Consider the following 21,597-nt stretch of genomic DNA (forward strand, 5'->3'; position numbering starts at 1 on the left):
CGCTAGATGGATCCGCGCAAGCACAGCTTCCCGCCCGTCACCGACGCCGCCACGCGCCTGCTCGTCCTCGGCTCACTGCCGGGCGAGCGCTCGCTGGCCGAGCAGCGTTATTATGCGCACCCGCAGAACCAGTTCTGGCGCCTCATTTCCCCCGCCGCCGGCCGCGACCTGGCAGCGCTCGACTATCCCGACCGCCTCGCCACGCTCCGCACCGCACATATCGGGCTGTGGGACGTCGTCGCCAGCGCCCGGCGCACCGGTAGCACCGACGCGGCACTGCGCGATGTCGAGGGGCATGACATCGCCGCGCTTGCCGCCACACTGCCCGACCTGCGCGCGATCGCCTTCAACGGCGCCACTGCCTTCAGGACCGGCACACGCCAGCTCGGCGCGGCAGCGGATCGCTACGCCATAATTGGCCTGCCTTCCTCGAGTCCGCTGCACACGATCGGCTTCGAAAACAAGCTGCCGGCCTGGGAGGTGCTGCGCACCCTGCTCGCTTAATCCCATCAAAAGCCTGTGAATTTTCCGCTTGCCGCTTTTGCCCCAATCGTGCCACATTTGCGGCGAGATTAAGGCAACATCTAGGCAAGAGGGCGAACACATGCGCGTCAAACTCCTGATTTCCGTCGCTATTCCGGCACTTCTTCTCGCGAGTTGCAGCCAGGGTGGCAGCTCGACCAGCTATCAATCGGGGCCCCAGGAGATGGCGGAGGCAGCGGACTATGCCGGCGCCCCCGAAAACCCCGAACGCTATGCGAAGAACGCCGTCGCCTCGGTCCGCGCAGTCGCGCAGGAGCCGGTCTCCACCTTCGCGGTCGATGTCGATACCGCCGCCTATGCCAATGTCCGTCGCTTCCTGACCCAGGGCCAGGCCGTCCCCAGGGACGCCGTCCGCGCCGAGGAGCTGATCAACTATTTCCGCTACGACTATCCCGCCCCCGGCGATCGCGGCGCGCCCTTCTCGGTCACTACCGATGTCGCCCAGACGCCGTGGAACCCCGAGACCCGGCTGCTGCGAGTCGGCCTGCGCGGCTATGACCTCGCCCGCAACCAGCGCCCGCCGGCCAATCTCGTCTTCTTGGTCGATGTTTCGGGGTCGATGGACGAGGCCGACAAGCTGCCTTTGGTCAAGCAGGCGCTCGGGCTGGTCGCGGAGAATATGAAGGCCGATGATCACGTCTCGATCGTCGTCTATGCCGGCGCCGCCGGCGTCGTGCTCGAGCCGACCTCAAGCGCCGCCGAGGTGCGCAATGCGCTGGGCAACCTGAGCGCCGGCGGCTCGACGGCGGGCGGCGAAGGCATCGAGCTCGCTTATGCACTGGCCCGCGAGAATTTCCGCGAGGACGGGGTCAACCGCGTGATCCTCGCCAGCGACGGCGACTTCAACGTCGGCGTCACCGACCAGTCGCAGCTCGAGCAACTAATCGAGAAGAACCGCGACGACGGCATCACCCTGACCGTGCTCGGCTTCGGCCAGGGCAACCTCAATGACTCGATGATGGAGTCGATCGCCGACAAGGGGAACGGCAATTATGCCTATGTCGATGGGATCGACGAGGCGCGGAAGGTGCTCGATACCGAGCTCAGTTCCACGCTGTTCACGATCGCCAAGGACGTGAAGGTCCAGGTCGAGTTCAACCCCGCCGAAGTCAGCCAGTATCGCCTGATCGGCTATGAAAACCGCGCGCTGCGCGAGGAAGACTTCAAGAACGACAAGGTCGATGCCGGCGATATCGGCGCGGGGCATCAGGTGACTGCGATCTACGAGATCGTCCCCGCCGGATCGAAAGGCTGGCTGCCCGATCGCCACTTCGCCGCCAATCGCCAGCCCGTTGGCGCAGGCGAAGGCACCGGCGGAGGTGAACTCGCGCAGGTGCGGCTGCGCTACAAACTGCCGAATGGCGGCCCCTCGCGCCTGATCACCCGCCCGGTAGAGGCGAGCCAGTTGCGCAGCGCCCCGCTGCCGAGTGGCGACCTCGCCTTTGCGGTGGCGGTGGCCGGCTTCGCGCAGAAGCTGCGCGGCGACGATCTGCTCGGCGACTGGGGCTTTGCCGATGTGAAGCGCCTCGCGGGCTCGCAATGGGGCTTCAGCCAGCAGGCGCGCTGGCGCAGCGAGTTCCTCCATCTGGTCGATCTCGCCGCCGGGCAGACGCGCACCGCATCGGTGCCCCGGCAGGACCGCCCGCTCTAGGCTCGAAGATCCCGGCGGCGATCCAGGGCGCCGCCGGCCGCCGCGGCTCGGTCTGATCCCCCCGGAGACCGGGCCGCGGCACCCCGCCAGCGAACAAGTCTTCTTCTTTCCCCGGCGAAGGCCGGGGAAAAGCTGGAAATGGCTCAGTGCCCGTTCACCGCCCCATCATCCGCAGCATTCCCCGCCAGATTCATCGGCTCGGTAAGCGGCTGCGTGTTGAGCCCGTCCGCCGGCCGCGCGCCCGCGCAGCCGTGGAACTGCTTGTCGCCAATCCGTACGTCCGCCGTCAGCGGCCGGTCGATCGCGGGATCGCCGCCCTCGGTGCAGTGCGTGTTGGTGAAGGTGATCGTCACCGGCGTGCCGAGCGGATCCTTGGTGGTCCACACCGCCTTGTCGTCATCGACCTTGGGCGAGACCGGATAGAATTGGGTCACGCTCCCCTCTGCGTCATGCCCGGCAAAGCGAGTGAGCGTGATCGATCCGGGCGCGACTTCCAATGACCAGGTCAGCGCATTGTCGGTCGCCCGCAGCGCCTGGTCGAGCGACACGTCGCCCAGATGGGGTCCTGCCGGGCTCGGACTGGCCGCGGCCGGCTCCTTCGCCTTTTCCTTGGAACCACAAGCGGAAAGCAGCATCAACGAGGCCATCGCGAGTGCGCGCATTAACCATCCTCCTGCCGCGTAGCTGCGCCGTCCACGCCGCGCCAGTCAAGCCGCGGAAACATTTGCTGACCCAGAACGGCTGTCCTACAGGGTAGTGTTCCTGTATTGTTCCAGCCATGTCCGATCCGACTCGTCCTGGTCCTCTCCCATCCCCTGCGCCGGCGGCCGCACCGCCATGCTCCGAAGACAGCCCTCGCGCGCCCGCGCGTGAGTGTCGTGACTTTCGTGACTTTCCGGCCCCGCTGCTCGCCTTTCCGCCCCGGCCGCTGCGCTGGCTATACCTCGACCTCAATTCCTATTTCGCCAGCGTCGAACAGCAGTTGAACCCGGCGCTCCGCGGCAAGCCGGTGATCGTCGCCCCCGTCGACAGCGACACGACCGTCGCCATCGCCGCCTCGGTCGAAGCCAAGAAATACGGCATCTCCACCGGCACGCCGGTGTGGGAAGCCAAGCGCCTGTGCCGCGACCTGCTGATCACCCCCGCCCGGCACGAGAAATATGTCGAATTCCATGAGGCGATCGTCGCCGAGGTGTGGAAGCACATCCCCGTCACCCATGTCTGCTCGATCGACGAGGTCGCCTGCCGGCTGCTCGACAATGAGAATGGCGAGCAGGCCGCGATCGCCCTCGCCCACCGGATCAAGGCGGGCATCCGCGCCCATATCGGCGCCTGCCTGACCAGCTCGGTCGGCATCGCGCCCAATCGCCTGCTCGCCAAGCTCGCCTCGGACATGCAGAAGCCCGACGGCCTGGTGGTGCTCACCGCGAACAAGCTTCCCCAATGCCTTTATCCGCTGCGCCTGCGCGACATCTCGGGGATCGGCGCCAAGATGGAGAAGAGGCTGGCGCAGGACGGCATCCTCGACATCCGCCAATATTGCGAGCGCCGCCCGCGCGACGCCGGCAATGCCTGGGGCGGGGTCAATGGCGATCGGCTCTGGTATCTGCTTCACGGCGTCGAGCTGCCCCAGAAACCGACGCAAAGCCGCACGATCGGGCACAGCCACGTTCTCTCGCCGTCGAAGCGCGGGCTCGAGCCGACCCGCCTGACGGCGCGCCGCCTCGCGCTGAAGGCCGCCAGCCGCCTTCGCCGCAAGGGCTATCGCGCGCGGCTGCTGGTGCTTCACGGCAAGTTCGAGGACGACAAATCGGGCTGGCGTGCCTCGATCCGGCTACCCGCGACGCAGGACAGCTTCGTCGTGCTTAACGCGCTCGACCAGCTCTTCCCGCGGCTGGCCGAGGCCGGGCGCGGCCGCAAGGGCGGCTTCCGCCTGCGCATGGTCGGCGTCACTTTGTGCGAAATCGAGGGCGTGGAGGGCGAACAGGGCTCGCTTTTCGCCGCGCTCGATCCCGACGATCCGCTCGCCCGGGAGACGCGTACGCTCTCGCTCAGCCGCGCGATGGACCGGATAAACGAGAAATTCGGGCGAAACGCAGTGTCGGTAGGGCCGCTGCACGGCGGCAGAATCGATCGCGTCGGCACAAAAATCGCCTTCGGACGAATCCCGGAAATGAGCGAATTTCATGAATGACACCGGTGGATGTCATTGATCCGCAACATTACGGATGCGTTATTGCAGCGCACCATCGTTATGTAACTCTATAACACGAATCGCTTGACGATTCTTGCTTGGTAAACGAAAGCTCCCGCCCGCTATGAACAAAGCCCCCATTTTTGCCGCCGCTGCCGTGCTCCTCTCGCTCGCAGCCTGTAACCAGGACAAGCCCGAGGAAGTGACCTCGGTCAGCCAGGATCCCCAGGCCGAAGCGCTGAAGAACGCGCCCAAGGTCGAGCTGCCGCCGGCGATCGAGTGGTCGGTGTCGATGCGCTGCAAGGACAACAGCATCGTGTTCGCGGACTTCTACAAGGGCGCCAAGCAGGTCCTGGTCAAGGAGACCAAGGACGGCCCGGGCCACATGCTCAAGGCGCCGAACGCGGGCGAGGCCTATGTCGGCGAAGGTGGCTACAAGGTCACCGGCACCGCCAAGAACGCCACGATCGAGATCCCCGGCAAGGGCGCGCGCGTCTGCCACGGCTGATCGCGGCAATCTGTGTTTCATCAAGGGTCGGCGGGCATTCCCGCCGGCCCTTTTTCATGCGAGGCTAGCCGGGAAAGGAGAGCGTTTTGGCGACGATCGCGGTCTACAGCCTGAAGGGCGGGGTCGGTAAGACGACGCTGGCGGTCAATCTGGCCTGGGCTTCGGCCACGCTCTCTTCGCGCCGCACCCTGCTCTGGGATCTCGATCCCCAGGCCGCCTCCACCTTCCTGGTCGAGCCGCAGGGCAAGACCCGCGACCAGGCCCAGGCGATCTTCACCAAGGACGTCGCGCCGGCCAGGCTGGTCCAGCACACCAACGTCGAACGGCTCGACCTGATCGGCGCCGACACCTCGCTGCGCGGCCTCGACCTCACTTTCCACGAGCTCGACAAGAAGAAGCGGCTGGCCAAGCTGCTCGGCGAGCTCGACAAGGCTTATGACCGGGTGCTGCTCGATTGCCCGCCCGGCCTCACCGAGACGAGCGAGCAGGTGATGCGCGCCGCCGACCTGATCGTCGTGCCGGTGATCCCCTCCCCGCTCTCCACCCGTGCCTTCGAGGAAGTCTCCGCGCATCTGGCCCGCAAGGGCGGCAAGGTGCCGCTGATGCCGGTCCATTCGATGGTCGACCGCCGGCGCAAGCTCCACGGAGAGGCGGTGGCGGCGCATCCCGACTGGCCGGTGATCCCGATGGCGAGCATCGTCGAGTCGATGAGCGTGCGCCGCGCCGCGGTCGGCAGCTTCGCACCGCGCAGCCCCGGCGCCCAGGCCTTTGCCGAGCTCTGGCAGGCGATCGAGCGCCGGCTGGCAGGCAAGAAGCATTGACCCGCGCCCAGCCTCCGCAACAGGAGCTAGACCCCGACCTGGTGCTGCGCGCCTATGCCATGGGCGTGTTCCCGATGGCCGACCACCGCGACGCCGCCAGCGTCTATTGGGTCGAGCCCAAGCTGCGCGGCGTGCTGCCGCTCGACGGCTTCCACCTCTCGCACTCGCTTCGCAAGGTCATCCGTTCCGAGCGCTTCCGCCTGACCGTCGATGCCGCCTTCGGTCCGATCATCCGGCTGTGCGCCGAAAGCGCCGAGGACCGGCCGGACACCTGGATCAACGGCCCGATCGAGCGGGTCTTCCTCGAGCTGCATCGCCGCGGCTTCGCGCATTCGATCGAGTGCTGGGACGGCGACCGGCTCGCCGGCGGGCTCTATGGCCTGGCGCTGGGCCGGGCGTTCTTCGGCGAATCGATGGTCACCCGCGTGCCCAACGCCTCCAAGGTCGCCTTCGCGCACCTCGTCGCGCGGCTGCAGGCCGGCGGGTTCACATTGCTCGATTGCCAGTTCATCACCGATCACCTGACCACGCTGGGCGCGATCGAAGTGCCGCGGGACGATTATGTCGCGTTGCTGGCCGGAGCGCTGGGCGAGTCGGCAGCCGGCCTCTCGCTCGGTGCACCCTCGGTCGACGGCGACTTTTTCGCGCTCGACGCATTGCCCGATCCGCTGCCACCTGCAGCAGGCGCCGGCACCGTATCAGGCCCGCTGTCACGGAAGGTCATCGCGCAGCTCTTGGGCCACACATCGTAGATCGGGTGCTGGACGACATTGAGTGCCGGACGCTCGGCGAAGAGCCAGCCCGAATGGACGCGGTGCCATTGCTTGTCGAGCTCAAGCACATCGACCTGGACAAAGGCGCCGGTAAGCTGGTCCGTCTCCCAGGGCGCGGTCTTGTCGCAGGCGCGCAGGCGCACGATCACGTCGCCGATCCGCACCGCTTGGCCCGGCTTCAACTTGAACTCGCGCGCTTCGCCGTTGCGCTTGTTGAGCAGGCCAAGCACCGCGACGCGGTCCTTCATCGGCGTCGCCGCGGCGTCGTCCACCGCCTTGCCGTCGCGCCCGACGGTGATCACGTCGGCCGTCTTGTTCGAGTCGCCGCCGGTGGTGACGACTTCGTCACTGACGCTGTTGTTGGTCACGCCGCCACCGCCCGAGCACGCGCCGAGGGCGAGCAGCAGCCCGGCCGCGGCGGCTCCGGCGTGGCGCGAGATCATGCGCCGGGGGTCCAGGCCTCGTAGTCGCCCGTTGCGGCAGCGCGGTGGCCGCCCTTTTCCAGCGCGCCGCTGGGGCGATAGGCGAGCTGCGAGCCGGTGAGGTTCGGCTCGGCCGGAATTTCCCAGGTCTTGGGTGCGGGCAGCGCCTGATCGGGCACCGAATCGATCTGGTGGTGCAGCCAGCTGAACCATTCGGGCGGCACGCGGCTCGCGTCGTTCGAACCGTTGTAGATCACCCAGCGGCGCGTGATGCCGTTGGGGTCTTTGCCGCCCTCATAATAGACGTTGCCGAGCGCGTCCTCGCCCACCTGCGTCTTGCTGAACAGAGCGAGCCAGGTGCCGAAGGTGGCGCCGTTCCACCAGGTGAAGGGATTAAGATTGAGACCCATGGGCGCGGATTAGCGGGGAGTGCCGAGCGAGGCAATCCTTACTGCTTGCCCCAGCGCACCTTGTCGCCCGCCTTGATGCCGAGCTTCGCCGACACGCCGGCATTCAGCTCGAGCACCGCCGACACCGGTTCGCCGGATACCAGCGTATCCTCGGAGTAAGGCACCGCGTTCTCGGCGATCTTCGCGATCGTGCCGTCGCCGCGGATGAACAGGATGTCGAGCGCGGTCGGCGTGTTCTTCATCCAGAAGCGCGCCTCGCGGGGCGGACCATCGGCCGGATAGGGCGTGAACAACATGCCGCCGTCCTGCGGGATATTGGTGCGGAACATTAGCCCGCGCTCCTGCTCGGCGGCGGTGCGGGCCAGTTCTGTGTGAAAGACGCGGGGACCGCCGGCGCTGTCGATCGTCACATCGATCTTCGCCGCCGCCTGCGAGGTGACCGGGCCGCGCAACGGCTCGCCAAGCGATACGCCCGAGGCGAACAACACCGAAGCGGCGAGCGCCGCCCCCAACCCACGCACGAACTTCATCTGCTTAGCTGGTCCTTTCGACCGCCACGGCTAGCGGCCCTTTTTCGCCATCGACGATGCGCGCGACGAGCGGCTGGCCGGGCTCGACTTCCTCGATCTCCGCGCGGCGCAACGTCTCCATATGGACGAATATATCCGCCGAGTCGGCATCGCGCACCAGGAATCCATAACCCTTGAGGCGATTGAACCATTTGACGGTGACTGCCTCGGGCGGCCCCGCCGTCTCGATCAGCTTCACCCGGTCCGCGCGCTCGGCGGGGCGCTTGGGCGCCTCGATCGCTTGGCTGAGATCGATCGAGATGATCTCGCGCGCCTGCAGGCCGCGCTGGCGCTTGACCGCAGTGCACTCCACCCGCGCGCCCTCGGGCAGCGAGCGGCGGCCATGATCCTGCAACACCGTGAAATGGATGAGAATGTCGCCCACGGCAGCGTCATCGGCGACAAGAAAGCCGAACCCCCGTGTGACGTCGAACCATTTTACGACACCGGCAAAGACCTGGTTGTCGTCCCCCTGGTCCGCGCCAATCCCCTCTTCCAAGTTCGGCGCGTCTATATATTCGTTCTGCGCAACCTGTTGGTCAGCACGCATTTTCCAGTCCCCCGAAGGGCGAGCTTAACATAGTATTTTCCATAAATGGAATTGCCTTTGTTGCTGATCGGTATCAAGCGGCGCCAAGTGTGTCTTCCGGGTCATCTCCCGGCGCCATGCGCACGATAGCGCGGGCCAGGCCGGGTGCGTGGCCGGCGCGGATCATCGCCCCCATCCACTTCTCCTGCAGCACCCGGTCCGCCGCCTCGCGGGCATAGGGGCCGATCCGCTTGCGCCGGGCAAAGGCGATCGCACTGGCCGTGCCGTCCTCGGCGATCGCCGGCTCGGCATCGCTCTCCTCCACGCCATCGAACCGAAGCGCCTGGCGCACCCGCCGCGCCCCCAGCCCGCGACGCGCCATCGCGCCGGCCTTGGATTCGGCATAGAGCCGGTCGTTGACATAGCCGAGGTCGACCATGCGCTGCGCAAGCCCCTCAACATCCGGCGATTTTTCTCCGCCCCACCCACGCTCGCGGAGTTTTCGGGACAGATAGGTCGCCAGTTTGACCCTTGTCGTAGCGTAACGTTCGACATAGCGGAGCGCATAACGCTCCAGATCGGCGCTGTTCAGCGGTGGCAAGGGGCGTCTCGGGGCGGTCATGCGCCATGATTGTGCCACACTGGCAACCGATTTTGAACGACAGTGCGTAGCAGAGGCTAGCCTCAAATTTCGTCGTGGGGGCACGACGTTGGCTACCACGCAGGGGCACGGAATAAAGAATGGTATTGGACGTTAAGGGATCGCACGAGGCAGAGAAGGAAGCGGGAATGCTCGCGCCTACGCCTACTGACGACAGCCTGCCGCGTCGCCTTGCGGATTTCGAAACGCTGGGCGAAGCGCTCGACTATGCCTCCCAGGGCAAGCGCGGGCTCAACTTCCACGATGCGCGCGGGAATCTCGTGCGCCCCTATCCGTTTGCGGAACTGCGCGAGGATTCGCTGAAGCAGGCCCAGCGCCTGATCGCGGCCGGCGTGCAGCCCAACGACCGCATCGCACTGATCGCGGAGACGGGCATCGAGTTCGCAAGCCTGTTCTTCGGCTGCATCTATGCCGGCGCCTGGCCGGTGCCGCTGCCGCTGCCGACCAGCTTCGGCGGCGCCCAGTCTTATATCGACCAGCTCAGCGTCCAGCTGCAGAGCTGCGATCCCTCGATGCTGATCTACCCGCCCGAAATCGGCGCGATGTGTGCCGAGGCCGCACGCGCCAATGACGTGCCGGGGATCGACTGGTCCGAGTTCGGCCAGCGCGAGGCGGTGCAGACCGAGCTGCCCAAGGCGAAGACCGACGACATCGCCTATCTCCAATATTCGAGCGGCTCGACGCGCTTCCCGCATGGCGTGGCGATCACCCATCATGCGCTGCTCAACAATCTGGCGGCGCACAGCCACGGCATGAAGGTGACCGACGGCGACCGCTGCGTCTCCTGGCTGCCCTGGTACCATGACATGGGCCTGGTCGGCTGCCTGCTCTCGGTCGTCGCCAACCAGGTCTCGACCGATTACCTGAAGACCGAGGATTTCGCCCGGCGCCCGCTCGCCTGGCTCGACCTCATCAGCCGCAACCCGGGCACGACGCTCAGCTATTCGCCGACCTTCGGCTACGACATCTGCGCCCGCCGCATGTCGAGCCAGACCAAGGCCAGCGAGCGCTTCGACCTGAGCCGCTGGCGTGTCGCCGGCAACGGCGCCGACATGATCCGCCCGGACGTGATGCAGTCGTTCGTCGACGCCTTCGCCGATGCGGGCTTCAAGGCGACTGCCTTCCTGCCGAGCTACGGCCTGGCCGAAGCCACCCTCGCCGTTTCGATCATGCCGCCGGGCGAAGGCATCATGGTCGAGCTGGTCGAGGAGACCCAGCTTTCCGGCGGTGAAGTCGCCCGTGGCGACCGCCCGCAGCGCTTCCGCGCGATCGTCAATTGCGGCGTGCCTGCCCGCGACATGACGATCGAGATCCGGGAGGAAGACGGCACGCCGCTTCCCGAAAAGGCGATCGGCAAGGTCTGGTGCAAGGGCCCGAGCGTGATGGTCGGCTATTTCCGCGATCAGGAGGCGACCGACGCCTGCCTGAAGGACGGTTGGCTCGACACCGGCGACATGGGCTACATGAGCGACGGCTACATCTACATCGTCGGCCGCGCCAAGGACATGATCATCATCAACGGCAAGAACCACTGGCCCCAGGATATCGAATGGGCCGTGGAGCAGCTGCCGGCGTTCAAGCAGGGCGACGTTGCCGCCTTCGCGATCACCACCCCGGGCGGCGAAGAGACGCCGGCGGTGCTGGTCCAGTGCCGCACCTCGGACGAAGGCGAGCGCCTGCGCCTGCGCGACGAGATCCGCGAGCGGGTCCGTTCGGTGACCGGCATGAACTGCGTGATCGAGCTCGTGCCCCCGCGCACGCTGCCGCGCACCAGCTCGGGCAAGCTCTCGCGTGCCAAGGCGCGCAACCTGTACCTGAACGGCGAGATCAAGCCCTACGCGCTGGCCGCGTAAGGGCTTTCAGACCTGACATCGAAGCACTGCTCCCCGGCGAAGGCCGGGGTCCAGTTGCCATGTCGCTCGAGAGGGGCTTCCAATCTCGATAGTTCGCCGATACTGGGCCCCGGCCTTCGCCGGGGAGCAGGCACTTCCAACATCGCGCTTTTGGCCGACTCGCCAAAGGACATGAAGTACCCGCCCAAAGCAGGGTTTCACGGCGCTTGCGTTGACACAGTTCGGGGAAACGGCGCGCATCTCGCAACATCCTTACGCGGGCGGGATCCTATCTTTCCTACAAATCAAAGAGCGGCTGGGAGCCAGGCCCGGCCGCAATAGGCAAGCAGGCGAAATCCTACATTGCAAGCACCTGGCGGCTCGCCTTCCTGTTATTTCAACGGGCCAGGCTCACGCCGCCAGCTTCATCCGCCTGAGCATGTCCTGCTCGTCCGGGCGCAGCGTCAGCACGCGCACGCCGGACGCGGTCACCGCCACCGTGTGCTCGAACTGCGCGGAGAGCGAGCCGTCCTGCGTCACCACGGTCCAGCCATCGTCCTCGGTGCGCACGCCGCGGCGGCCGCGGTTGAGCATCGGCTCGATCGTGAAGACCATGCCCTCGCGCAGCACCACGCCGGTGCCCGGCTTGCCGAAATGGAGGATCTGCGGGTCCTCGTGCATCTCGCGGCCGATGCCATGGCCGCAATATTCGCGGACCACCGAATAGCCGAGCCGCTTGGCATGGCGCTCGATCGCCCAGCCGATATCGCCCGTCCGCGCCCCCGGGCGGACCGCCGCGATGCCGAGCCACATCGCCTCATAGGTGCCCTGGACCAGCCGCCGCGCGGCCGGCTCGACCGCGCCGACAAGGTAGGTCTTGCTCGAATCGGCGATGAAGCCGTTCTTCTCGAGCGTGATGTCGAAATTGACGATGTCGCCGTCGCGCAGCACGTCCGAGGGCGACGGCACGCCGTGGCAGACCACCTGGTTCACCGAAGAATTCAGCACGAAAGCAAAGCCATACTGGCCCTTGCTCGCAGGACGCGCCTGAAGGTCGTCGGTGATGAACCGCTCGACCATCGTATCGATCTCGAGCGTCGACTTGCCCGCGAGCGGAGTCGTGTCGATCAGGCCGAACACCGAGGCGAGCAGCCGGCCCGATTCGGCCAGCAGCGCGACTTCCTCAGGCTGCTTCGTCATGCGCCACCAGGGCAAGCGGCGGCGCCTTGAACCCCGCGGCATTCATCTCGCGCTCGATGACCTCACTGAAGCTGAGCGTCGGATTGGTTTCGCACAGCATGCCGATCTTGATCCAGAAAGCGGCCTGCGCATTGATCGAGCGGCACGACACCTTGCTCGCCCGGCGGAGCTGATCGTGCAGCTCTTCTTCGATGTTCACGATGCCCATCGGGCACTCCCCATATGATTCATATACGGATCGTATATGTTTCATATGCGCATAAGCCAAGCCCGGCCCGCGTTTCGCACACAAAAATCAGCGTTTTCCGGATCGCCGCCTAACCTCTCGTCAACCACCCTCGCGCTACACCCTTTGGGTGAACAGCCAGACGACCTCGCAATTCGCCCGGCCGCGCATCGATGCGCGAGCACTTCTGGGCCTGTACGACCCCGCGGACACCACCGACTGGGGGCCGATCCGCGCGGCCCAGCTTCATGCCGGCAGCCAGCTGGCACTGTTCATGCTCGCCGCGAACGTGATTGGCGCCTCGCTCGTCACCATGATCCTCGCGCCGCTGGTGCCGCTGTGGCAACTGGCGAGCTGGAGCGCGATCGTCGCCGCGGTGGGCGCCACCGTTGCATTCCGCCGCCTCGCCCGCCGCCACCGCGAAGCAGTGACCGCGACGCTGGGCGATGTGCGCGACACGCTGCTCGACGGGATCGCGCTGGGCGCGGTCTGGTCGATCCCGCCGCTCGCCTTTGGCCATCTCGTCGACGCCAATGCCGCGCTCGGCCTGTGGATCGTGCTGTCGCTGCTGATGACCGCCAGCGCCGTCGCCATGGCCGCGCTGCCGCTCGCCACCATCTCCTTCGTCATGATCGTCGGCACCGCGCTGGTGGCGACGCTTTCACTGATCGCCTCGCCGATGCTCGCAGCTGCCGCCGGGCTCTTCACCGTGCTGCTCGCGATGGCGACCTTCGCCCGCGGCAAGGCGCTGGTGGTGATCCGGGCCGGCGAGATCGCGATTGCCGACCGCGACGAGACGCTGAGCCTGCTCCTGCGCGAGACCGAGCGCGAGGGCGAGGCCGACTGGTTGTGGGAAATCGATGCGCAGCGCCGCGTCGCCCGCGCCAATCCGCGCTTCTCCAAGTCGCTCGGTGTCGATCCCAAGACGATCAACGGCACCCCTTTCCTCCAGGTGCTGGCCGGGCCGACCTGGGAAGATGGCAATTTCGCCCCCGGGCTGCGCGAGCTGGCCGAGAAGCTGAAGACGCGCGACGCCTTCCACGACCTGCTGCTGCCCGTGCTCGTCAATGGCGAGGAGCGCTGGTGGGAGATGTCCGCCGGCCCGCGCTATGACGATGGCGGCGCGTTCATCGGCTTCCGCGGCGTCGGCTCGGACGTGACCGAGGCGCGCAAATCGGCCGACCAGATCAGCAAGATGGCGCGGTTCGACACGCTGACCGGCCTTCCCAACCGCCTGCTGCTCAACGAGACGCTGGCGCGCGCGATGAGCGAAGCGGACAAATGGGGCTCGCGCTGCGCCTTCATGATGATCGATCTCGATCGCTTCAAGGCAGTGAACGACACGCTGGGCCACCCGGTGGGCGACCGGCTGCTGATGCGCGTCTCCGAGCGCCTCAAGCATCTGATGAGCGACAATGAGATGATCGGGCGCCTCGGCGGCGACGAATTCGCCGTGGTGGTGCGCGACGCGACCGATACCGCGGGCATCGAACGGCTGGCCCAGTCGATCATCGACACGGTCTCGCGCCCCTATGAGATCGACCAGAACACGCTGTTCATCGGCGCCTCGGTCGGCCTCGCCATCGGTCCGCGCGACGGGCGCACTGCCGAGATGCTGATCCGCTCGGCCGATCTCGCACTCTATCGCTCCAAGGATGCCGGCGGCGGCGCCTATCACAGCTATGAGCCGCAGCTGCACATGGCCGCCGAGGAGCGCCGCGTGCTCGAAATCGCACTGCGCAGCGCGATCGAGAACGGCGAGATGCACCTCAACTACCAGCCGGTGGTGCAGGCCGACACGGGCACGCTGGCGGGCTTCGAGGCGCTGCTGCGCTGGACGCATCCGGAGTTCGGCGTGGTCTCCCCCGCCAAGTTCGTACCGCTGGCCGAGGATGCCCGGCTGATCCCGGCGATCGGTGAATGGGTGCTGCGCGTCGCCTGCGAGGAAGCGGCGAAGTGGGATTCGCAGATCCGCGTCGCAGTGAACGTCAGCCCCGAGCAGCTCCACTCCCCAGCTTTCGTCACGATCGTCGCACAGGCGCTCGCCCAGTCGGGCCTGCCCGCCGAGCGGCTCGAGCTGGAAGTGACCGAGAGCGTGTTCATGCGCGAAGGCACCCAGGCGATCCAGGTGCTCGAAAAGGTGCTCGAGCTCGGCGTGAAGCTGAGCCTCGACGATTTCGGCACCGGCTATTCCTCGCTCGGCTATCTGGCGCACACGCGGTTCAGCACGATCAAGATCGACCGCAGCTTCGTGCAGGGCGCGTCGAAGGGCACCAAGGAAGCGATCGCGATCATTCGCGCAGTGGTGGCGCTCGCCGACAGCCTGGGCATGGCGACGACCGCTGAAGGCGTGGAGACCGAAGAAGAGCACATCATGGTCCAGCAGCTCGGCTGCACCAAGGTGCAGGGCTATTATTTCGGCCGCCCCCTCCCCGTGCAGGAAGCGCGCGCACTCGCCGTCCGCCCGCGCGGCGGAGAGAGCGCGGCTGCGTGAAAAAGGCTGGCGGAACTGGCTTGCCCCGGCCGCCAGTCCCCGCTAGAGCCACCCACCGCACAGGGGCGTAGCTCAGCTGGTTAGAGCGTCGGTCTCCAAAACCGAAGGCCCTCGGTTCGAATCCGAGCGCCCCTGCCATTGCGATATTTTTCAAGAACTTAGAGAACAAACCGGCGAGACTGACCCTCGCCGCCGCGGATCCGCGCCCGCTCGTCAAAAAAACGGCCAGGCAGCCGGGCGCATGTGCGCCCCGGCATACCCGGCCATCCTGCCCGAAAGGGCGATCAGGGAATGAACGCAGCCGGTGCGGTGCCGTGGCGGAACGGCGTGTACCAGTTGTGCGGGCGCGCCCATTTGGTGTGGTATTTCTGGTTCTGCGGGCCGGTCGGCAGGCTGTCCTGGTTGCGGATCGTCCACATCGCCAGTTCTGCCATCAGCCTTGCCTGGGCAGCGGCGGCCTTGGGCGCGTTGAACAGGTTCTTCAGCTCATGCGGATCGCGGCTCAGGTCGTAGAGTTGGCCATAGCCCATCATGTCGTAGATGAGCTTCCACTCGCCCATCCGGACCATTTGCGCATTGCCGCTCTGCGTCACGCCATCGAGCTCGTCCCAATGGCCGCCGCCACCGCGGGCAGTGGACACCGGCACATTGTCCGACGCCTCGTAATAGAGGCCGCCGAGCCCGACCTGCGAGACGATGCTGCGAAACTCCTCGGCCGGGAAATCCTCGCCGCGCAGGAGCGGCAACAGGCTGCGGCCCTGCACGCCCGGGGGGATCTCGGCGCCCATTGCCTCGCACAGCGTCGGCATGACATCGGCCATCGAGACGAAGGCGGTCTTCTCGAGCCCGGGCTTCGGCTTGATGCCCGGCCCGGTCCAGGTCATCGGGATGTGCGTCAGGTCCTCGGGCAGGCCGACGCCCTTTCGCGCCAGACCATAGTCCATCAGGTAATCGCCATGATCGGCGACACGGACGATGATCGTGTTCTCGAGGAGCCCCGCCCCCTGCATGAAATCGAGCATCCGCTTGATCTGGTCGTCGACCATTCGCAGCGCGCCGAGATAGTTGGACACGTAGCGGCGCCATTGTTTCTCGGTATCGGGGAAACCGTCCTTCGCCAGCCGATCGAGCCACTGCGCGCGGTATCCGAGCTGCGGGATTACCTCCGGGCCAGCCGCGCGAGGCGGCAGCTTGTCAGGCGGGAACATGTCCCAATAGGGCGCCGGCACCTGCTCGGGATCGTGCGGCTCGGGAAAGGAGACCTGCAGGAAGAACGGGCTGCCATTGCCGCCGCGCATGAAGTCGAGCGCGTCGGAGACGATGCGATAGGGAAGCTGGGTCTCGACCGGGAACGGCGCCGGCTCGAGCGCGACGTTGAAGTCGAGCCCCTTCAGCCACTTTTCGAATTCGGCCTGTTGCGACGTCATGCCCGCCTTCGGGCCGCCCTCATGCGAATAGTCGCGGAAGACGTCGACGTCCTTGGCCTTCAGATAGGTGTGGTTCTTGCCGCACAGGCCGGTGCGATAGCCCTGGGCGCGCGCGACCTGGTAGATGTCCTTGTCGAAGAAGGCGTCCTCGGCGACGAGGTTCATGCGGACGCGGTGCGCTTGCGGCCAGCGGCCGGTGAGCATCGAGATGCGGCTCGGCACGCAGGCAGGGATGGTGCAATAGGCCCGGGCAAAGTCCACGCCGCGCGCGGCCAGCGCGTCGGCGGTCGGCATGGTATCGAGCGGGAAGCCGGACTTTTTGGTGAGCCCCGCGCGGGTCTGGTCGCTGATCAGCAGGATGATGTTGGGATTCGACGGACTCGCCGCCCCCGCCGGGCGGGGCGCGGCCGACGGCGCCGCGGCCCATTGTGCCTGTGCCGTCGCGGCACCCCCGGCCATTGCCGTGGAGAGCACCGCGCCCGACGCGCCCTTCAGAAACTGGCGCCGCTTCATATCATCTGCCTTTCAAGTTCAGGGTCTTGACCAACTTCAGAAGCGCACGCGGACGCCAACCGAGTAGGTCGTCTCGTCGCCATAGACGAGCTGGTTGAGATAGGTTTGTCCGAGATATTGCTTGGTCTTGGTGCGCGTGATGTTCGTGCCGCCCACATCGAGATGGAAGGCCGAGTTCACGTCATAGCCGATGCTGAAATCGAGCCGCCCGGCGGGGCGGACATAGATCAGCTGGGTCGGGATGTAGACGTCGTTGATCCGTGCCGCGTCGATCGGGCGCAGCGAGACCGCGCCGCTATTGTCGCCCGTATAATATTTGGAGCGGAAGGTGTAGATCAGCCGGCCGCTCAGCCCGTATTTGTCGTAGAGCGCGCCGAGCGTGTAATTATACTTGGACACGCCCTGCAGCTCATAGCCGGCCAGCGGATCGTTGCCGCCGATCTTCGAGTCCGCATAGGTGAATGCGCCCTGCACGCCGATGCCAGACAGCGGACCGGGCAGGAAATCGAAGAAATATTGCGCGCTGGTCTCGACGCCCTTCAGCGTCGCCTCACCGACGTTGCGCGGCGTGGTCAGCAGGAAGTTGCTGCCGTCGATTACTACCTGCGTCGACGAATTGACCACGCGGTTGCGGATCGTGCGGTAATAGCCGTTGACCGAGAACAGGCCGCCCTTGAAATAATATTCGGCGGTCGCGTCGAAGCTGTCGGACTTTTGCGACTTGAGGTTGGGATTGCCCGCCGAGGCCGTGTTGAGCAGGAAGATGTTGCCGACAAAGGTCAGCGACTGGGTCGGGTTGAGCGCTTCGAAGCCGGGCCGGCGCATCGAGCGCGAATAGTTGAAGCGGAGTTGGAAGCCGTCGGGCAGCTTCAGCCGCGCAGTGGCGCTGGGCAGCAGGTCGAAGTCGCTGGTGGTGGCGCTGACCGGTGCAATCGCCCCCGTGCCGTTCTTTGCATAGGTGCTGATCGTGCGATCGGTCTTGATCCCGCGCACGCCGACGACGCCGTCCAGCGTGACGCCGCTGCTGATATCGAGCTGATAGCTCGCCTGGACATAGCCGGCCAGCGTGCGCTCCGATGCGTCGAACTGGTGCGTCGGGTCGTAGTCCGGCGCGCGCAGCGGCAGGTGGAAGAGCGTCCGCAGCTCGTTGCGCCCGCGCTCGGACAGTAGATAGTCCGGGTTCACGCCGACAAAGGATGCGCCGTCGTTGATGCCGAGCGAATAGCCGATCGTGCCGATGAAGTCCGATGAGACCGGAAGGCTCGACACCAGACAGGATGGCCTGCCCGTCTCGACATTGTTGCAACCGATGCCGCTGGTCGGATTGGTCTGCTGGACGTTGCGGTTGACCGCCTCGCGGTTCGCATAGCGAATGCCCGCCTGGATCTTGCGGAGGAACCCGCCAATCTCCTGCTCGCCGTCCAGCTTGGCCTGGAACAGCGATCCGGTCGACAGCGTGTAGTTCTGGTTGAACGCGTTGCGGATCGAGAGATTGGTGCTGCTCATCGGGATCGACGGATCGAGCGTGATCGAGGCGCCATCGTCGACATCGGTGTTCAGGTAAATGGTGCCGACCCGCTGGCCGACTTCCGCATTGACGTTCTCGTCATAGCTCCACGAGGTCTGGTAGCCGAGGTCGAGCGTTGCTTTGGTGCCGCCGCGATCGAACTTCACGCCGCCGGCGATCATCTTGTTCTTCTGGGTCAGCCGGTCCGACGACGAGTTCTGGTTGACGATGACATTGTGCAGCGTCGCGCTCTTGATGTTGCACATGTTCTGGACGGTGAACGGCTGCAGCGACTTGGTGCCGTCCGCATTGTTGATGAGCTGCGGATTGGTGCCGTTGGCGTTGACGCGCGCCTGGAAACACTCGTTGCTGCTGACGATATCGGTGATCGTCGTGCCGTTGTTGAACGGCTGCGGATTGAACCCGGCAAAGCCCGCGGTCGTCTGGAAATAGGTGTACAGACCATCGGCATAGACCTGGACCGACGGCGTCGCCTGCCACTGGATCGCCGCGTTCATCTCGCCGCGCGTCACCGTGCCGACGTTCGGCATGTTGTTGATCACCTGGGGGATCAGGAAGCCGGCCGGCCCGTTCAGCGGCGCGACGTTGGAGGCGCGGCGATCGCTCATGTTGAGCTGCCCGCGCTGGCTGTCGGCACGCGACCAGCTGCCGTTGACCAGCACACCGATCTCGCCGATCCCGGTATCCGCCCTCGCCGACGCTAGCACGCCGATCTGCGGGCTGCTCTTGTGCAGGCGCGCCGCATAGTTCTGGCGCAGATTGACCGCCAGGATCGGCTTGTTGAAATCGAACGGCCGGTTGAGCTTGAGGTCGATCGCGCCGGCAACGCCGCCTTCGATCAGGTCGGCGGTCTGCGACTTGAAGACGTCGACACGCCCGAGCGCCTCGGCCGGTACGTCCTTCAGGTCGAAGCCGCGGCCCGTGGTGGTGAACACTTCGCGGCCGTTGAGCGTGGTGTTGATGTCGGTGAGGCCGCGGATGCTGACGCCGGAGAGCTCGTTGTTGCGGTCGGTCTGCACCTGGATGCCCGGCACGCGCTGCAGGGCGGCGGCGGTGGTCGGATCGGGCAGCTTGCCGATATCGGTGGCGACGATCGAGTCGACGACCTGGACGGCGTCGCGCTTCACTTCGGCGGCGCGGTTCAGCGACGAGCGGATGCCGTTCACGACGATCTCGGGCGCGGGCTCATCCTGCGGCGGGGTTTCGACGGGCTGCGCCTCCTGGCGCTCGGGGCGCGGCGCCGTGAGTGCCGCCGGCGTGGGCGCCGGTCGGGCTTCGGCACGCTGGATCGTCGTGATGCCGGTATTGGTCTCGCGTGCCTCGAGCCCGGTGCCATCGAGCAGCCGGCGCAGCGCGTCCGCGACGGTGAAGTTGCCGCGCACCGCGTTGGTGCGCTTGCCGCGCAGGTCGCGCGCGCTGGCGAGGAGCTGGATGCCGGCCTGCCGGGCGAAGGCCGGGATGCCCTGTGTCGCTTCCACGGTCGGCAGGTCGAAGCTTCGTACCGCGGCCTGGGCTGGCGCGGCGGCGGCGACGCAGACGATGGCGGCCGATGCGAGCAGCCGATGCGCACGAGAATAAGTGCAACCGTTCATGGCATTTCTCTCCCTGGAGCCGCCATTCTTGTGTGCGGCATCATTGGGTAGATGCGTGGGCGCCGTGAATCCGACGCCGTGCTAATAAAAATATTATAAATACATTTTTTCGATCCGGATAGTGTCGCCCTCGGTGACGACGCGCGCATCGACCATGGTTGCGACCGCCCGGGCGAAATTCTCCGGCTCGGTCGTCCGGAAATAGCCGACCAGCGGCTCTTCGCGCAGCTTCGGATCGCTGATCACCAGCTGGCGGACATTGTAGCGGTTGAGCTCCTCCGCGGCATAAGCGAGCGTCTCGCCGTCCAGCGCGAGCTCGCCCGAGCGCCAGGCCAGCGCGCGATCGATTTCCTGCGGCGCGGTGGCGACTTCGATCTCGGCGCGGATCGACGGCACGAACCCGCGCGAGCCAGCGGAGATGCGATGCGCCCGCGCTTCCTGCCCGACCACCCAGGTTTCGATCGTGCCCTCGGTCACCAGAACCTCGGCACCCTTTTCGCGGCGCCGGACGGAAAAGGCAGTGCCAATCGCGCGCACGCGAATGTCGCCGACCTCGACGACGAAGGGGCGCGCCTTGTCATGCGCGACGCGGAACCATGCCTCGCCGTCTTCCAGGCGGATCGTGCGCTGGTTCGCGATCATGTCGACCTGCATCCGCGTGCGCGTGTTGAGCGTGGCCAGCGATCCGTCCGCAAGCGGCACCCGCCGGAGTTCGCCAATGCCGGTATCCACGAGTTGGTCGCCACTGCGAAACCAGCCCAGCGCGACCAGCGCGGCGGCAAGGCCTCCGGCTCCGGCAAGAAGCGCACGGCGATGCGGCCGCCAGCCCCTGGCAACGTCCGGCTCGATTTCGTCCGCGGCCATCCCCGCCAACGCCCTGCCGCGGTCGAGATAGCTGAGCGTCGCCTGCGCGCGAAGAAGCGCACCGGCCCTTCCGGCCGACACCGACAGCCAGCTGTCGAGCGCCGCCTGCTCCGAAGCGTCGAGCGCATCCGCATCGAGCCGGATGGCCCAGCGCGCGGCGCCGTCTTCATCCGTTTCGATTTGCATCACGTCCACCCTCTCCTTGGCTGCGGGGCGAGGCGTCGATCGCGGCATCCTCGTTGGCGATCGCTTTCAGGATCAGCTTGAGTCCGCGCACCGCCTGCGCCTCGACGATATGTTCGGGCAGGTTCATGCGCTGGGCGATTTCCTTCTGGGGCAGGCCCTGGATGCGGCGCAGCTCGAATATCTCGCGGCAGCGATCGGGCAGCGCGGCGATCAGCCGGCGGACCCGCTCCAGTTCCAGCCGCGCGCTGGTCCGCCGCTCGGGCCCCGGATCGCCATCGGCGATGCTGAGCAACTCCATCTCGCTGATCCGGTCGATCCGCACGATCCGCTCGCGCCGCAGCCGCACGAGCACCGCCGTCTTCGCGGCCTGGAACAGATAGTTCCGGGGGTTGCGGATATGCGCGACGCTGCTCAGGCGCGCGATCGAGAGATAGGCATCCTGCACGATATCGTTGATCTCGTCCTGACTGGCCGACAGTCGGCCGAGCCAGGCACGCAACGCCGCTTCATGCGGGACGATATTGCTCCCGACCCAGGCGACTATCTCGTCACGGCATTGGCCCATCGCCCTCTCCCGCGCTGTTGCGCTTATTCCGGATAGATGCGCGGGCGCGGACTTTCCGACGCCCGGCGATCTTCCGCGCCACGAAATGC

19 protein-coding genes, 1 tRNA gene and 1 pseudogene are annotated in these 21,597 nt (G+C 66.3%); 9 read left to right on the forward strand and 12 right to left on the reverse strand.

Annotated features, from left to right (window positions below; translation table 11 throughout):
- Nucleotides 1-6: 6 nt before the first annotated feature.
- Nucleotides 7-504, forward strand: a complete 498-nt coding sequence (locus tag HZY97_RS14110; RefSeq protein WP_180144914.1) for a DNA-deoxyinosine glycosylase — start codon at nucleotides 7-9, stop codon at nucleotides 502-504.
- A 100-nt stretch (nucleotides 505-604) separates the two neighbouring features.
- Nucleotides 605-2,194 (forward strand): VWA domain-containing protein, encoded by a 1,590-nt coding sequence (locus tag HZY97_RS14115; RefSeq protein WP_180144917.1) that lies wholly within the window; start codon nucleotides 605-607, stop codon nucleotides 2,192-2,194.
- Between the two features lie 143 nt (nucleotides 2,195-2,337).
- Here the strand turns inward: HZY97_RS14115 and HZY97_RS14120 are convergent, their stop codons facing one another.
- Complete coding sequence (locus HZY97_RS14120; RefSeq protein ID WP_180144921.1) at nucleotides 2,338-2,856, reverse strand: hypothetical protein; 519 nt, start codon at nucleotides 2,854-2,856, stop codon at nucleotides 2,338-2,340.
- A gap of 116 nt (nucleotides 2,857-2,972) precedes the next feature.
- Here HZY97_RS14120 and HZY97_RS14125 point away from each other — a divergent pair, with 116 nt between their 5' ends.
- The 4 genes from HZY97_RS14125 (at nucleotide 2,973) to aat (ending at nucleotide 6,469) form a co-directional block, all read left to right on the forward strand.
- Nucleotides 2,973-4,388, forward strand: coding sequence for a type VI secretion protein ImpB (locus HZY97_RS14125; protein WP_180144924.1), 1,416 nt, complete (start codon nucleotides 2,973-2,975; stop codon nucleotides 4,386-4,388).
- Nucleotides 4,389-4,512: 124 nt separating this feature from the next.
- On the forward strand, nucleotides 4,513-4,896 hold the full coding sequence (locus HZY97_RS14130) for a hypothetical protein (RefSeq protein ID WP_180144927.1): 384 nt from the start codon (nucleotides 4,513-4,515) through the stop codon (nucleotides 4,894-4,896).
- 86 nt (nucleotides 4,897-4,982) lie between these two features.
- Entirely contained in the window at nucleotides 4,983-5,717 is a 735-nt protein-coding gene (locus HZY97_RS14135; protein WP_180144929.1) for a ParA family protein, read from the forward strand.
- Nucleotides 5,714-6,469, forward strand: a complete 756-nt coding sequence (gene aat / locus HZY97_RS14140) for a leucyl/phenylalanyl-tRNA--protein transferase (protein ID WP_180144932.1) — start codon at nucleotides 5,714-5,716, stop codon at nucleotides 6,467-6,469. Before HZY97_RS14135 ends, aat begins: the two co-directional genes overlap by 4 nt.
- A 35-nt stretch (nucleotides 6,470-6,504) precedes the next feature.
- Here the strand turns inward: aat and HZY97_RS21090 are convergent.
- The 5 genes and pseudogenes from HZY97_RS21090 to HZY97_RS14165 form a co-directional block, all read right to left on the reverse strand.
- Nucleotides 6,505-6,933 (reverse strand): annotated as a pseudogene (locus HZY97_RS21090) (DUF2155 domain-containing protein); the annotation flags it as partial.
- A complete protein-coding gene (locus HZY97_RS14150; RefSeq protein WP_180144935.1) occupies nucleotides 6,930-7,322 on the reverse strand; it encodes an NADH:ubiquinone oxidoreductase subunit NDUFA12 in 393 nt (130 codons plus the stop codon). The pseudogene HZY97_RS21090 and the gene HZY97_RS14150, both read right to left, overlap by 4 nt.
- Before the next feature lie 38 nt (nucleotides 7,323-7,360).
- Complete coding sequence (locus HZY97_RS14155; protein ID WP_180144938.1) at nucleotides 7,361-7,852, reverse strand: DUF192 domain-containing protein; 492 nt, start codon at nucleotides 7,850-7,852, stop codon at nucleotides 7,361-7,363.
- Between the two features lie 4 nt (nucleotides 7,853-7,856).
- Nucleotides 7,857-8,441, reverse strand: coding sequence for a cold-shock protein (locus HZY97_RS14160; RefSeq protein WP_180144941.1), 585 nt, complete (start codon nucleotides 8,439-8,441; stop codon nucleotides 7,857-7,859).
- A 73-nt stretch (nucleotides 8,442-8,514) separates the two neighbouring features.
- Nucleotides 8,515-8,859, reverse strand: a complete 345-nt coding sequence (locus HZY97_RS14165) for a regulatory protein RecX (RefSeq protein ID WP_373684374.1) — start codon at nucleotides 8,857-8,859, stop codon at nucleotides 8,515-8,517.
- Nucleotides 8,860-9,209: 350 nt separating this feature from the next.
- Here HZY97_RS14165 and HZY97_RS14170 point away from each other — a divergent pair, with 350 nt between their 5' ends.
- Nucleotides 9,210-10,934 (forward strand): fatty acyl-AMP ligase, encoded by a 1,725-nt coding sequence (locus tag HZY97_RS14170; protein ID WP_257215082.1) that lies wholly within the window; start codon nucleotides 9,210-9,212, stop codon nucleotides 10,932-10,934.
- Between the two features lie 390 nt (nucleotides 10,935-11,324).
- Here HZY97_RS14170 and map read toward each other — a convergent pair whose 3' ends face one another.
- The gene (map, locus tag HZY97_RS14175) at nucleotides 11,325-12,113 is read right to left on the reverse strand and encodes a type I methionyl aminopeptidase (RefSeq protein ID WP_180144947.1); all 789 of its coding nucleotides are present in this window, start codon (nucleotides 12,111-12,113) and stop codon (nucleotides 11,325-11,327) included.
- The gene (locus HZY97_RS14180; RefSeq protein ID WP_180144950.1) at nucleotides 12,097-12,321 is read right to left on the reverse strand and encodes a ParD-like family protein; all 225 of its coding nucleotides are present in this window, start codon (nucleotides 12,319-12,321) and stop codon (nucleotides 12,097-12,099) included. Before HZY97_RS14180 ends, map begins: the two co-directional genes overlap by 17 nt.
- A gap of 148 nt (nucleotides 12,322-12,469) precedes the next feature.
- On the opposite strand from HZY97_RS14180, the gene HZY97_RS14185 reads away from it, so the two are divergent.
- Together HZY97_RS14185 and HZY97_RS14190 are read left to right on the forward strand one after the other, a co-directional pair.
- On the forward strand, nucleotides 12,470-14,833 hold the full coding sequence (locus HZY97_RS14185; protein WP_180144953.1) for a GGDEF and EAL domain-containing protein: 2,364 nt from the start codon (nucleotides 12,470-12,472) through the stop codon (nucleotides 14,831-14,833).
- A gap of 61 nt (nucleotides 14,834-14,894) precedes the next feature.
- Nucleotides 14,895-14,971: transfer RNA gene (locus HZY97_RS14190), tRNA-Trp, on the forward strand.
- A 146-nt stretch (nucleotides 14,972-15,117) separates the two neighbouring features.
- On the opposite strand, the gene HZY97_RS14195 is transcribed toward HZY97_RS14190, so the two are convergent.
- The 4 genes from HZY97_RS14195 to HZY97_RS14210 all read right to left on the reverse strand — a co-directional run bounded on the left by HZY97_RS14195 (nucleotide 15,118) and on the right by HZY97_RS14210 (nucleotide 21,508).
- Nucleotides 15,118-16,773 (reverse strand): sulfatase-like hydrolase/transferase, encoded by a 1,656-nt coding sequence (locus HZY97_RS14195; protein ID WP_180144957.1) that lies wholly within the window; start codon nucleotides 16,771-16,773, stop codon nucleotides 15,118-15,120.
- A 36-nt stretch (nucleotides 16,774-16,809) separates the two neighbouring features.
- A complete protein-coding gene (locus HZY97_RS14200) occupies nucleotides 16,810-19,893 on the reverse strand; it encodes a TonB-dependent receptor (protein WP_180144960.1) in 3,084 nt (1,027 codons plus the stop codon).
- Nucleotides 19,894-19,986: 93 nt separating this feature from the next.
- Nucleotides 19,987-20,943, reverse strand: coding sequence for a FecR domain-containing protein (locus tag HZY97_RS14205; RefSeq protein ID WP_180144963.1), 957 nt, complete (start codon nucleotides 20,941-20,943; stop codon nucleotides 19,987-19,989).
- On the reverse strand, nucleotides 20,924-21,508 hold the full coding sequence (locus tag HZY97_RS14210; RefSeq protein ID WP_180144966.1) for an RNA polymerase sigma factor: 585 nt from the start codon (nucleotides 21,506-21,508) through the stop codon (nucleotides 20,924-20,926). Before HZY97_RS14210 ends, HZY97_RS14205 begins: the two co-directional genes overlap by 20 nt.
- Nucleotides 21,509-21,597 lie beyond the last annotated feature (89 nt).

The organism is Sphingomonas sp. R-74633, assembly GCF_013416555.1.
Classification (GTDB): domain Bacteria; phylum Pseudomonadota; class Alphaproteobacteria; order Sphingomonadales; family Sphingomonadaceae; genus Sphingomonas.